The 11449-nt window shown below is 70.8% G+C and carries 12 protein-coding genes; 5 read left to right on the plus strand and 7 right to left on the minus strand.

Features of this window, described 5'->3' with window-relative positions:
* Positions 1 to 97: 97 nt before the first annotated feature.
* Complete coding sequence (sodX, locus tag ACIPSJ_RS13365) at positions 98 to 532, plus strand: nickel-type superoxide dismutase maturation protease (RefSeq protein WP_359220896.1); 435 nt, start codon at positions 98 to 100, stop codon at positions 530 to 532.
* On the opposite strand, the gene ACIPSJ_RS13370 is transcribed toward sodX, so the two are convergent.
* Positions 436 to 1065: a CGNR zinc finger domain-containing protein gene (locus tag ACIPSJ_RS13370; RefSeq protein WP_355718543.1), complete on the minus strand. Its 630-nt coding sequence runs from the start codon at positions 1063 to 1065 to the stop codon at positions 436 to 438. The two genes, sodX and ACIPSJ_RS13370, sit on opposite strands and share 97 nt — an antisense overlap.
* A 99-nt stretch (positions 1066 to 1164) precedes the next feature.
* On the opposite strand from ACIPSJ_RS13370, the gene ACIPSJ_RS13375 reads away from it, so the two are divergent.
* Positions 1165 to 1935, plus strand: coding sequence for a class I SAM-dependent methyltransferase (locus ACIPSJ_RS13375; protein WP_359220850.1), 771 nt, complete (start codon positions 1165 to 1167; stop codon positions 1933 to 1935).
* A 65-nt stretch (positions 1936 to 2000) separates the two neighbouring features.
* Here ACIPSJ_RS13375 and ACIPSJ_RS13380 read toward each other — a convergent pair whose 3' ends face one another.
* From ACIPSJ_RS13380 to ACIPSJ_RS13390, 3 genes are read right to left on the minus strand one after another with little or no spacing between them, the layout of a single operon-like run.
* Entirely contained in the window at positions 2001 to 2801 is an 801-nt protein-coding gene (locus ACIPSJ_RS13380; RefSeq protein WP_359220847.1) for an amino acid ABC transporter ATP-binding protein, read from the minus strand.
* Positions 2798 to 3727 carry an amino acid ABC transporter permease gene (locus tag ACIPSJ_RS13385; protein WP_359220845.1) on the minus strand — a complete coding sequence of 310 codons (930 nt, stop codon included), beginning with the start codon at positions 3725 to 3727 and terminating at the stop codon, positions 2798 to 2800. Before ACIPSJ_RS13385 ends, ACIPSJ_RS13380 begins: the two co-directional genes overlap by 4 nt.
* Positions 3728 to 3759: 32 nt before the next feature.
* On the minus strand, positions 3760 to 4722 hold the full coding sequence (locus tag ACIPSJ_RS13390; RefSeq protein WP_359220842.1) for an ABC transporter substrate-binding protein: 963 nt from the start codon (positions 4720 to 4722) through the stop codon (positions 3760 to 3762).
* Positions 4723 to 5306: 584 nt separating this feature from the next.
* Between ACIPSJ_RS13390 and ACIPSJ_RS13395 the strand changes: the two genes are divergently transcribed.
* Both ACIPSJ_RS13395 and ACIPSJ_RS13400 read left to right on the plus strand, forming a co-directional pair.
* Positions 5307 to 6539, plus strand: a complete 1233-nt coding sequence (locus tag ACIPSJ_RS13395; protein WP_359220840.1) for an NADP-dependent malic enzyme — start codon at positions 5307 to 5309, stop codon at positions 6537 to 6539.
* Between the two features lie 292 nt (positions 6540 to 6831).
* The gene (locus tag ACIPSJ_RS13400) at positions 6832 to 7797 is read left to right on the plus strand and encodes a zinc-binding dehydrogenase (protein WP_355718526.1); all 966 of its coding nucleotides are present in this window, start codon (positions 6832 to 6834) and stop codon (positions 7795 to 7797) included.
* A gap of 131 nt (positions 7798 to 7928) precedes the next feature.
* Here ACIPSJ_RS13400 and ACIPSJ_RS13405 read toward each other — a convergent pair whose 3' ends face one another.
* On the minus strand, positions 7929 to 9020 hold the full coding sequence (locus ACIPSJ_RS13405) for a PadR family transcriptional regulator (RefSeq protein WP_359220837.1): 1092 nt from the start codon (positions 9018 to 9020) through the stop codon (positions 7929 to 7931).
* Position 9021: 1 nt separating this feature from the next.
* Entirely contained in the window at positions 9022 to 10140 is a 1119-nt protein-coding gene (locus ACIPSJ_RS13410) for a DUF4097 family beta strand repeat-containing protein (RefSeq protein WP_401345608.1), read from the minus strand.
* Between the two features lie 215 nt (positions 10141 to 10355).
* On the opposite strand from ACIPSJ_RS13410, the gene ACIPSJ_RS13415 reads away from it, so the two are divergent.
* A complete protein-coding gene (locus tag ACIPSJ_RS13415; protein ID WP_401345610.1) occupies positions 10356 to 11117 on the plus strand; it encodes a hypothetical protein in 762 nt (253 codons plus the stop codon).
* 111 nt (positions 11118 to 11228) lie between these two features.
* Here ACIPSJ_RS13415 and ACIPSJ_RS13420 read toward each other — a convergent pair whose 3' ends face one another.
* Positions 11229 to 11411: a DUF6104 family protein gene (locus tag ACIPSJ_RS13420; RefSeq protein ID WP_005312030.1), complete on the minus strand. Its 183-nt coding sequence runs from the start codon at positions 11409 to 11411 to the stop codon at positions 11229 to 11231.
* Positions 11412 to 11449 lie beyond the last annotated feature (38 nt).

Consider the following 11449-nt stretch of genomic DNA (forward strand, 5'->3'; position numbering starts at 1 on the left):
TGGGAAGCGTGATTTCGCGAGTGCCCCCATGGGCTTAGGACAAAAGTCCAGGGTCAGACTGAGACTGGTGGAGGAACGGACCGGGGAGGTGCCGGGGATGCCGGAGCTGTCGCAGGAGACCGAGCGGGGGAGGGGCGCCGCGCCCTTCGGACTGGCCGAGGTGACCGGCCCGTCCATGGTGCCCACGCTGTACCAGGGGGATCAGCTCCTGGTGCGGTACGGGGCCCGGGTGCGGGCCGGGGACGTCGTCGTCCTGCGCCACCCTTTCCAGCAGGACCTGCTGGTCGTCAAACGGGCCGTGGAGCCGCGCGAGGGCGGCTGGTGGGTGCTGGGGGACAACGCGTACGCGGGCGGGGACAGCACGGACTACGGGACCGTGCCCCAGGAGCTGATCCTGGGCCGGGCCCTGGTGCGGTGGCGGCCGCTCGGGGGCGGTCAGCGCTCGCCGCTGGCGCTGGTGCGCTGGGCGGTCTCCGCGCTGCGGCCGGTGCTCTCCGGCCGTTCCGCCTCCAGGCGTTTGCGGGCCCGGTAGGCGGCCACGTTGGCGCGGGTCGCGCAGCGGTCCGAGCAGTAGCGCCGGGAGCGGTTGGTGGAGGTGTCGAGGTAGGCGTTGCGGCACGGCGGCGCCTCGCACAGGCCGAGCCGGTCGACGCCGTACTCGGTGAGGTGGAAGGCGAGGCCCATCGCCGCGATCGCCGCGTAGCCGGCCGTGGCGTTGGAGGGGTGGTCGGCCAGGTGCATGTGCCACAGCGGGCGGCCGTCGTCGTCCCGGAAGTCGTGGCCCGAGATCTGCGGGCTGACCGGGAAGTCCAGCAGGAGTGAGTTCAGCAGGTCGACCGCGAGGGCCTCCTCGCCCTTGTCGGCGGCCTCGAAGACCGAGCGCAGCCGGGCCCGCACCGAGCGGAAGCGGGTGAGGTCCGCGTCGGTGGCGCGCCGGGCGGCCTGCTGGTTGCCGCCGAAGAGGTCGCGGACGGCCTCGACCGAGGTCAGGGAGTCCTTGCCCCGGGCCGGTTCCTCGCTGTTGACGAGACGGACGGCGTAATCCGAGTAATAGGCCAGTTCCACTTGTAGTCCTTACGGGGGCGCTCTATGGTCGGTCGTGCGGTCGGGTAACAGCCGGTCGTGCTTCCAGGGTATTACGGGACATGCGGGTGGAGAGGTGTCATGACGGACGCTACGACGACCACTGCCGGTGCCGACTGGGGTGCCTGGCAGGAGAGCTGGGACCGGCAGCAGGAGTGGTACATGCCGGACCGCGAGGAACGGTTCCGGATCATGCTCGACATGGTGGAGGCGCTCGCCGGCACCGCCCCGCGCGTCCTCGACCTGGCCTGCGGCACCGGCAGTATCACCGCCCGGCTGCTCGCCCGCCTCCCGGACGCGGTGAGCGTCGGCGTCGACCTCGACCCGGCCCTGCTCGCCATCGCCGAGGGCACCTTCGCGGGCGACGACCGGGCCACGTTCGTCACCGCCGACCTCAAGGACCCCCAGTGGACCACGAGGCTGCCGTACGACGCGTACGACGCCGTCCTGACCGCCACGGCCCTGCACTGGCTGCACAGCGAACCCCTCGCGGCCCTCTACGGTCAGGTCGCGGGACTCGTCCGCGACGGCGGTGTCTTCATGAACGCGGACCACATGATCGACGACAGCACGCCCCGGATCAACGCGGCCGAGCGGGCCCAGCGGCATCTCCGCATGGATCAGGCCAAGGCCTCGGGCGCGCTGGACTGGGCCGAGTGGTGGCAACTGGCGGCCCAGGACCCGGTGCTGGCCGGTCCGACCGCCCGCCGCTTCGAGATCTACGGCGAACACGCGGACGGTGACATGCCCTCGCCGGAGTGGCACGCGCGCGTGCTGCGCGAGAAGGGGTTCGGGGAGGCCCGGCCCGTGTGGTGCTCGCCCTCGGACACCCTGCTGCTCGCCGTCAAGTAGCCGCCGCCACACAGACCGAAGGGGCGGTACGAGCATGCTCGTACCGCCCCTCGTGGGTCGTACCGCTACAGCACCTTCGACAGGAACGACTTCGTCCGGTCGTGCTGGGGGTTGCCCAGGACGTCGCGCGGATGGCCGGACTCGACCACCACACCGTCGTCCATGAAGACCAGGCTGTCGCCGACCTCGCGGGCGAAGCCCATCTCGTGCGTGACGACGATCATCGTCATGCCGTCCTCGGCCAGGTCCCGCATCACGTCCAGGACCTCGCCGACCAGCTCCGGGTCGAGCGCGGAGGTCGGCTCGTCGAAGAGCATCAGCTTGGGCTGCATGGCGAGCGCGCGGGCGATCGCGACGCGCTGCTGCTGGCCGCCGGAGAGCTGCGCCGGGTAGTGGCCCTTGCGGTCGCCGAGACCCACCCGGTCCAGGAGCCGCTCCGCCCGCTCCCGGGCCACGGCCCTGGACTCGCGCTTGACCTGGACCGGCGCCTCCATGACGTTCTCCAGAGCCGTCATGTGCGGGAAGAGGTTGAAGCGCTGGAACACCATGCCGATGTCCCGCCGCTGCGCCGCGACCTCCTTCTCCTTCAGCTCGTAGAGCTTGTCGCCGTGCTGGCGGTAGCCGACCAGGCTGCCGTCCACGTACAGGCGGCCGGCGCTGATCTTCTCAAGATGGTTGATGCACCTGAGGAACGTGCTCTTGCCGGAGCCGGACGGGCCGATCAGGCAGAACACCTCGCGGGGCAGCACCTCCAGGTCGATGCCCTTGAGGATGTGCGACAGCCCGAACGACTTGTGCACGCCCTCGGCCTTGACCATCGGGGCGCCGCTGCTCGGCGGGGTGATGTCCTTGGCGAGAGAGGTCATCGGGCCACCTCCGGGCGACGGAACGAACCCCACTGGGACAGATTCCGCCGCAGCCGCTGCAGCGGGGTGGGCGGGAGGTTGCGCGAGGAGCCGCGGGCGTAACGGCGTTCGATGTAGTACTGCACGATGCTGAAGATCGTGGTCAGGAACAGGTACCAGATGCAGGCGACGAAGTACATCTCGACGACCGCCAGCGAGGTGCTGGAGATGTCCGTGGCCTTCTTGATCAGCTCGGGGAGCTGGACCGCGTAGGCCAGCGACGAGGTCTTCAGCATGTTGATGAACTCGTTGCCGGTCGGCGGGATGATCACCCGCATCGCCTGCGGCAGGATCACCCGGCGCAGCGTCTGACCCTGGGTCATGCCGAGCGCGTGCGAGGCCTCCGTCTGCCCCTCGTCGACCGACTGGATGCCGGCGCGGACGATCTCCGACATGTACGCGGCCTCGTTGAGGCCGAGGCCCAGCAGGGCGGTGAGGACCGGGGTCATCACCTGGTTCATCTCGTCCTTGTAGAACCCCAGGTTCAGGATGGGGAAGACCAGCGCGATGTTGTACCAGAGCAGCAGCTGGACCAGGACCGGGGTGCCCCGGAAGAACCAGATGTAGAACCAGGACACCGTGCTGGTGACCGGGTTCGACGACAGCCGCATCACCGCGAGGATCACGCCGAGCGCGACGCCGAGCACCATGGCGAGGACCGAGATGTAGAGCGTGGTCCAGGCGCCGGAGACGATGCCCTTGTCGAAGAGGTAGTCGGGGATGACGCTGTAGTTGATCTTCGCGTTGGAGAAGGCGATCCCGATCATCACCACGAGGGCGAGGACCACGACGCCGGACACCCAGCGGCCGTAGTGGCGGACCGGGATGGCCTTGATCTGCTCCGGCGGCACCGCCGCCGCCGGAACCTTGTCGACCGGTTCAGTCACAGTGACAGTCCTTCAGTCGTGCCCGAGGCCGTTCAGGAGCCGCCGTTGATCTTCGCCTCGGTGACCGCGCCCTGCGTGACGTTCCACTTCTCCAGGATCTTCTGGTAGTCGCCGTTCTTGATGATGGCGGCCATCGCGGCCTGGAGCGCGTCGCGCAGCTGGGTGCTCTCCTTGGCGACCGCGATGCCGTACGGGCCGGCCTCGATCTGGTCGCCGACGACCTCGAAGTCCTTGCCGCTGCCCGAGGTCTTCGCGTTGTAGGCGGCCACCGGGAAGTCGTTCAGGTCGGCGACCGAGGCACCCTGCTTCAGCCGGAGCAGCGCCTCCGGGTCGGTGTCGAAGGTCTGAAGGTCGATGGCCTTGTTGCCGTCCTTCGTACACTTCTCGCTCTGCGCCTTGGCGATGCCCTCGGACGTGGTGCCCTTCTGCAGGGCGACGACCTTGCCGCACAGGTCGTCCAGGGACTTGATGCCCTTCGGGTTGCCCTTCTGGACCAGGATCGAGGTACCGGCGGTGAAGTAGTCGACGAAGTCGACGCCGTTGCCGACCTTCTTGCCGGTGTCGGAGTCGATGCCGTTCTGGCGGTTCTTCGTGTCGTTCATCGCCGACATGATCACGTTGAAGCGGTCGGCCTGCAGGCCCACGATCAGGTTGTCGAACTTGCCGTTCTGGAACTGGAACGTCACGCCCAGCTGCTTGCCCAGCGCGGCCGCGATGTCCGGGTCGACGCCGACGGCCTTGCCGTTCTCCATGTACTCGACCGGCGGGTAGGCGATGTCGGAGCCCACCTTGATCACACCGGCCTTGCGGATGCTGTCCGGCAGCTTGCTCGCCAGCGGGGCCGAGGAGGTGGACGAGGAGGAGCCGGTGTCGCCCCCCTTGTCCGTCTGGTCACCGCAGCCGGTGAGGACAAGGGCGCCTGCGACCGCGATCGCACCGAACGCGGCAATCTGGGAGCGCGAGGTGGTGGTACGACGGGTGGAGCTTGCGGTCATGGTGGGTTCCTCCGGCAGTGGGTAGGACAAGCCGATATACCGATGTGTCTGATATGTCGATATGCCGTTGGGTCGACGGAAACACACACCTTCGGGTGTCGCGACCTCGTGGGTTTACGGCATCCTGCCATTGGGATTGCTCCATTCAGGCCTGTCACCATGTCAAAATCGGATAACGGGTGACCCCCGAGACGCGCCAGGTCGACCCCTTCCCGGCCCGCCGCCCCCGCACATCTGCGGGAATCCCACCTTCCGGCCGCAAGATCTTCGGTTCATCTCCGGTTCATCCCGCGGCGCGGCAGCACGGCATACGACGGTCACTTCGCCGCTCATCTGTCGGCTGTCTACGACATCCGTGATGTGACCTTGCACCTATTCGACTCGTCGTGGGCGCGGTCCGTCCGGTAAGAAGGTTCTTTACACCCCTCATCCGGGGCTCAGGGCGCGTGTGCGGCGCGCCCGTCGCGCAGGAGCTCGTACGTGCCACTCGTACGTATCAGTGATCGGGCCCTGCGCGGTGCCCGCCCACCCCCTCACCGGGAGTGGCCGACCCTCAAACCATGCATACCTAAGGGGTAAGACAAGTGGCAGCGGAGATCGTCAATCCTCGCAGCGACAGCACGTCGGGCAATGCGGACCAGGACGGCGGGGCCGAGCCCCTCGATTCCTTCGATCCGGCCTTCGCGCTGCACCGTGGCGGCAAGATGGCCGTGCAGGCCACCGTGCCGCTGCGCGACAAGGACGACCTTTCCCTCGCGTACACGCCCGGCGTCGCGCGCGTGTGCACCGCGATCGCGGAACAGCCCGAGCTGGTCAACGACTACACCTGGAAGTCGTCCGTCGTCGCCGTCGTCACCGACGGCACGGCCGTGCTCGGACTCGGGGACATCGGCCCCGAGGCCTCCCTCCCCGTGATGGAGGGCAAGGCGATCCTCTTCAAGCAGTTCGGCGGCGTGGACGCGGTTCCGATCGCGCTCGCCTGCACCGGTGTCGACGAGATCGTGGAGACCGTCGTCCGGCTCGCCCCCTCCTTCGGGGGAATCAACCTGGAGGACATCTCGGCACCGCGGTGCTTCGAGATCGAGCGCAAGCTCCAGGAGCGCGTCGACATCCCGGTCTTCCACGACGACCAGCACGGTACGGCCGTGGTGACGCTGGCGGCGCTGCGGAACGCGGCGCGGCTCAGCCGGCGGGAGATCGGGCAGCTCCGGGCGGTCATCTCGGGCGCCGGCGCGGCCGGGGTCGCCATCGCCAAGATGCTGGTCGAGGCCGGCATCGGGGATGTGGCCCTGACCGACCGCAAGGGCATCATCTCGGCCGACCGCGACGACCTCACCGAGGTCAAGCGCCAGGTCGCCGGCTTCACCAACAAGGCCGGGCTCAAGGGCACCCTCGAGGACGCGCTGGCCGGCGCCGACGTCTTCATCGGCGTCTCCGGCGGTACGGTCCCGGAGGAGGCGGTCGCCTCCATGGCGGACGGCGCCTTCGTCTTCGCGATGGCCAACCCGAACCCCGAGGTGCACCCCGACGTCGCCCACAAGTACGCGGCGGTCGTGGCGACCGGGCGGTCGGACTTCCCGAACCAGATCAACAACGTGCTGGCGTTCCCGGGCATCTTCGCGGGCGCGCTCCAGGTGCGGGCGTCCCGGATCACCGAGGGGATGAAGATCGCGGCGGCGGAGGCGCTGGCGGCGGTCGTCGGCGACGATCTTGCCGCCGACTATGTCATCCCGTCTCCGTTCGACGAGCGGGTCGCTCCTGCGGTGACTGCGGCGGTGGCGGCGGCCGCGCGGGCCGAGGGTGTCGCTCGCCGGTGACATCGATGGCCCCGTCCTTTTTGGGCGGGGCCATTTCTTTGCCCACCCGCCCACCCGATCGGGTGGTTGCGAGGTGACCGTCGTGCTGGGGGCTGCCGCCCCCAGACCCCCGCGTGGGGGGCGGCAGCGGGCGTGGTCGGGTGCCGGTGGGTGGGGGCTGAGCGCGCAGTTCCCCGCGCCCCTTACGGGGCGCTATGTGCGGGGCGCTGGTACAGGGCCCTGTGCGCAAGAGGGGATGTGTCACAGGGGCGTCCGGTTTCGCGTGCGGCGGCGGGAACCTATCGTCGGCCTTATGTTCGCCGTCTACGCCGCCCGAATCGACCGCGACCAGCCGCTCTCCGGCCTTGAGTTGGGGGAGCGTCCCGCCCCCGAGGCCCGGCCAGGCTGGAGCACCGTCGATGTCCGGGCCGCCTCCCTCAACCATCATGACCTCTGGTCCCTGCGCGGTGTCGGTCTCCCGGAGGGCCGGCTGCCGATGATCCTCGGCTGTGACGCCGCCGGCGTCGACGAGGACGGCAACGAGGTCGTCCTGCACTCCGTGATCGGGCAGAGCGGTCACGGGGTCGGCCCCGACGAGCCCCGGTCCATCCTCACCGAGCGCTACCAGGGCACCTTCGCCGAGCGGGTGGCCGTACCCACCTGGAACATCCTGCCCAAGCCCAAGGAGCTCTCCTTCGCGGAGGCCGCCTGTCTGCCCACCGCCTGGCTGACGGCGTACCGGATGCTCTTCACCAACGCGGGTGTACGGCCCGGCGACTCGGTCCTCGTGCAGGGCGCGGGCGGCGGTGTCGCCACGGCCGCCATCGTGCTCGGCAAGGCGGCCGGGCTGCGGGTCTTCGCCACCAGCCGGGACGAGGCGAAGCGGAAGCGGGCCGTGGAGCTGGGCGCCGTCGAGGCGGTGGAGCCGGGGGCCCGGCTGCCGCAGCGCGTGGACGCCGTCATCGAGACCGTCGGCGCCGCCACCTGGTCCCACTCGGTGAAGTCGCTGCGGCCCGGCGGCACCCTCGTCATCTCCGGCGCCACCAGCGGCGACCGGCCCTCGCACGCCGAGCTGACCCGGATCTTCTTCCTCGAACTGAAGGTCGTCGGCTCGACCATGGGGACCAAGGACGAGCTGGAGGACCTGCTCTCCTTCTGCGCCGCCACCGGCGTACGCCCCGTCATCGACGAACTCCTCCCGCTCGACCGCGCCCGCGAGGGCTTCGAACGGCTGGAGTCCGGCGACCAGTTCGGGAAGATCGTGCTGACCCACTCCTGAGCGGGGGGAGGGGAGGAGGGAGGGGCCGGGCCGGGGCGGGTCCGTCGCGTGTCCGGGCCCTCTGCGCCCGCCTCGTCCGTCTGGCTCGTCCCGCCTGCCTTCCTCGTCCCGTCTGCCTTGCTCGCCGGTTCTCAGTGCTTCGCTTCGCGCAGCAGTGCTCCGATGTGGGCCGCCGCCGTGGACAGGTGGCGGCGGGCGTCGCGGAGCTGGTCCGCGGTGACTCCGTGGTCGCGGGCCGCGTCGCGGATGTCGTCGCGGAAGCGGTCCAGCAGCCGGTCGAGGTCACGGACCGGGTCGCCGGTGCCGGTCTCGTCGCCGTGCGCCCACGACGGGACGTACTGCGCCGGGAAGTCCTCGGGGGTGTTCGAGTACTCCGGCGCGGGTGCCGGTGCGGTCGCGGACGTCGACGGCGGCTTGCGGAGGTCCGGGCCGGTACCGGGCTCCGGCTCGGCGCGGCCGCCGAAACCGAAGTCCCTGCCGAACTCCTTGCCGTAGTCCTTCCCGAAGTCGCCGAACTCCTTGGCGAGTTCGGTGAGGCCCTCGCGGACCCCCGTGGGCCAGTCGCCGCGCGCGAAGTGGTCCTGGACGTGGTCCTGCACCCGGCGTGCGATGCGCTGCATCTCCTCCTGGGCCTGGGCCCGCGCCCGGGCCTGGGCCTCCTGGGCCTGCCGGCGGGCCCGCTGGGCCTCGTCCCGGGCCCGGCGGCTCTCGTCCTTGGCGCGGCGGGCCTGTTCCTTCCACTCCTGCTTGACGCGCCGCATCTCCTCCTTGGCGGCCCGCCACGACTCCTTGTCGCCCAGGTCGCCGAACTCCCCGGCCCCCGTCCCGGTGCCGCGCCGGGCCTCCGAGGCGGCCGCCCGCACCTCGCGGCGCAGATCGCCGGCCGCACCGCGTACATCGGCCCTTATCTCGGCGGCGAGTTCGGCGACCGACTCCCGGATCTCCAGCTCCAGGTCGGCCAGTTCGCCACTGCGGTCGGCCAGTTCGGCCCGGCCGGCGTCCGTGATGGCGTAGACCTTGCGGCCGCCCTCGGTGGTGTGGGTGACCAGGCCCTCGGCCTCCAGCTTGGAGAGGCGGGGGTAGACGGTGCCCGCCGACGGGGCGTACAGGCCCTGGAAGCGTTCTTCGAGCAGCCGGATCACCTCGTAGCCGTGGCGCGGCGCCTCGTCCAGCAGCTTGAGCAGGTAGAGGCGGAGGCGGCCGTGGGCGAAGACGGGAGGCATGTCAGAGCACCTTCTTGTCGGTCGTACCGTCGGCCGGGGCTGCGGGCTTGGACTCGGGGGCGGCGGAGCCGGACTCGGGGGCATCGGCGTCCGCGTCGGCATTGTCTCCCGGCTTGCTGTGCGGCCCTGCGTCGGTGGCGGCGGCGGCGGAGGGGCCCACCGGGCCCACCGGGCCGACGGGTCCGACCGGGTCCACCGGTCCGACGGGGCCCACCGGCTCGCTCGGCCCGCTGGGACCGCCCGGACCGCCCGGTCCCGTCGGGCTCGACGGCGGCGTGGACTCCCAGGCCGTCCGCTCGTCCTCGTCCTCCTTGGGCGGGCGGCGCAGCAGGGCGATGGAGCCGGAGACCGTGGTGGCCCGGAGCTTTCCGTTGCCCGCGCCGAGGCGGCCGGTGATCTTGTGGGCGCCCCACTGGCCGTGCACCCGCAGTCCGTCGAAGGCGTTGGAGATCGAGCCGCTCGCGGTGTTGGCCTCGACCTCGGCGTCGGCCGGGTGGGGCAGCCGGATGGCGATCTCGCCGGAGACGCTGGTCAGCCGGACGTCGGTCGGGCCGTCCGGGTCCAGGTCGATGATCATGGAGCCGCTGACCGAGTCGGCGCGCACGGCGGAGCCCGAGCCCTCGACCACGGTCAGGTCGCCGGAGACGGAGTTGAACCGCAGGTCGCCGGTGACGGCCTGGGCCTCCAGGTTCCCGGAGACGGTGTCCGCGCGGACCTCGCCGGAGAGGCCGACCAGCGTGGTGTCGCCGGTGACGCCCTTCACCACGGAGGTGCCGTTGATCCCGGAGACGACCGCGGCGGCGCCGACCACGCCCACCTCCACGCGGGTGTCCGCCGGGACGGCGAGCGAGACCACCGCGCTGCGCCGCCAGCCCTTGCGGTCGAGCCACTTGAGGAAGCCCTTCCAGGGCAGGTCCTCGTAGGCCACGGTGAGGGTGCCGCCCTCGTGCGTGACGATCAGGGGCGGGCCCTCGATCTCGGAGACTTCCAGGCGGGCGGAACCCTCGTCCGTGCCCACGACGTTGACTGTTCCGTTGACGATGCGGACATGCAGATCGCTCACGGGGCTGTCGAAAACGAGCTTGTCGGGCTTGGCGACGGACCACTCGGACTTGGACATGGTGCGGACCTCCCTCGGCCGGGTACGGCGGCTGTACCGGTACGCGCATACGCGGCTCGCGCCATATCGCGTCTTCCGTGAAACACGATATATCGTGGCTGCGGGAAGTCAAGACACCCATTCGTGTGAGGGGGGCGGGTCGACGCTTGACGCCGAGGGGGCTCGGCCAGGTTCCACATCAGGCGGCGAGCGGATGCATTGCTTAGCGTGTTTCCATGCCGACGGATGCATCGACAGCCCCCGGCGCCCTGCTCCTGTGCCGGGCCGCCCCCGACGCCGTCGCCCCGCTCGCCCCCCTGCTGCGGGAGCGGATGCTGCTGACCGGGGCCGGCGAGTGGAGCGTCCTCGTTCCCGAGGGCTCACCGTGGTTGCGGGCGGGCGAACCCGTCGACCGTGTCCTGACCGGCTGGGCCGCCGCGCTCGCCGTGGGTTCCCCGTGGCCGGTGCTGGGGCTGTGGTGGGACGCCGACCGTGCGGGCTACACCCTTGCCTCCGGCTTCCGCCGCCCGGTCGGCTATGTGTGGCTCGCCGACGGCACGCCCGCCGGGGAGGGCGAGGCGATGCACACGTTCGCGGCGCGGCTGGGGCTCGACCCGGTGCTGGACGCGCAGCTGCTCGACGGGCTGACCATGCCGGACCCGGCCGCCGACGCCCGCGCGCGGCTGCACGGGCTGCTCGCGGTCCTCACGCGCGCGGGGGTGGAACTGCCGGAGGGCCTCGACGCCGGCGAACCGGCCCACCGCCTGCTGGGCGCGGTGGCCGACGCGAGGCATGTCGAGGGCGCCGGCCCCGACGGGGCCCGGGGAGCGGGGATGCCGAGGGCCCACTGGCTGGCCTTGGCCGAGCTGGCCGTCGGAGCGCCGGTCGCCGCGTGGGCGGTGCGGCGGCGCAGTGTGGGATGGGCGGCGGTGGGGGCGGTGCTGATGGTGCATGGGGGGCTGGAGCTGTCGTACGAGACGGTGTTCCCGCGTGATTGATCGGCCGTGGGTCTGGGCGTCGTGCTTCGACTGCGCGCCGGTGGGGGTTGCTCGCGCAGTTCCTCGCGCCCCTTTCGGGGCGCTGTCCCTCGGGGCGCTTGGCCAGGCGCCCTACTCCTCGTCGTCCTCGTCGTCCAGCCGCGCCAGCCACGTCGCCAGGCGCTCCACCGGGACCTCGAAGTCGGGGTTGAGGTCGACGAAGGTGCGGAGTTGTTCCGCGAGCCACTCGAAGGTGACCTCTTCCTCGCCGCGCCGCTTCTCCAGTTCCTCGATGCCTCGGTCGGTGAAGTACATGGGGTGCTCTCCTGCATACCTGTGGTCGATGCCCGATG

It is taken from the genome of Streptomyces sp. NPDC090088, from assembly GCF_044747345.1.
Classification (GTDB): Bacteria; Actinomycetota; Actinomycetes; order Streptomycetales; family Streptomycetaceae; genus Streptomyces.

What these genes read in the sequence shown, in the direction of transcription:
- sodX (WP_359220896.1), top strand. Translation starts at nt 98, where the DNA reads ATGCCGGAGCTGTCGCAGGAGACCGAGCGGGGGAGGGGCGCCGCGCCC.
- ACIPSJ_RS13375 (WP_359220850.1), top strand. Translation starts at nt 1,165, where the DNA reads ATGACGGACGCTACGACGACCACTGCCGGTGCCGACTGGGGTGCCTGG.
- ACIPSJ_RS13380 (WP_359220847.1), bottom strand. Translation starts at nt 2,801, where the DNA reads ATGACCTCTCTCGCCAAGGACATCACCCCGCCGAGCAGCGGCGCCCCG.
- ACIPSJ_RS13390 (WP_359220842.1), bottom strand. Translation starts at nt 4,722, where the DNA reads ATGACCGCAAGCTCCACCCGTCGTACCACCACCTCGCGCTCCCAGATT.
- ACIPSJ_RS13400 (WP_355718526.1), top strand. Translation starts at nt 6,832, where the DNA reads ATGTTCGCCGTCTACGCCGCCCGAATCGACCGCGACCAGCCGCTCTCC.
- ACIPSJ_RS13405 (WP_359220837.1), bottom strand. Translation starts at nt 9,020, where the DNA reads ATGCCTCCCGTCTTCGCCCACGGCCGCCTCCGCCTCTACCTGCTCAAG.
- ACIPSJ_RS13410 (WP_401345608.1), bottom strand. Translation starts at nt 10,140, where the DNA reads ATGTCCAAGTCCGAGTGGTCCGTCGCCAAGCCCGACAAGCTCGTTTTC.
- ACIPSJ_RS13415 (WP_401345610.1), top strand. Translation starts at nt 10,356, where the DNA reads ATGCCGACGGATGCATCGACAGCCCCCGGCGCCCTGCTCCTGTGCCGG.
- ACIPSJ_RS13420 (WP_005312030.1), bottom strand. Translation starts at nt 11,411, where the DNA reads ATGTACTTCACCGACCGAGGCATCGAGGAACTGGAGAAGCGGCGCGGC.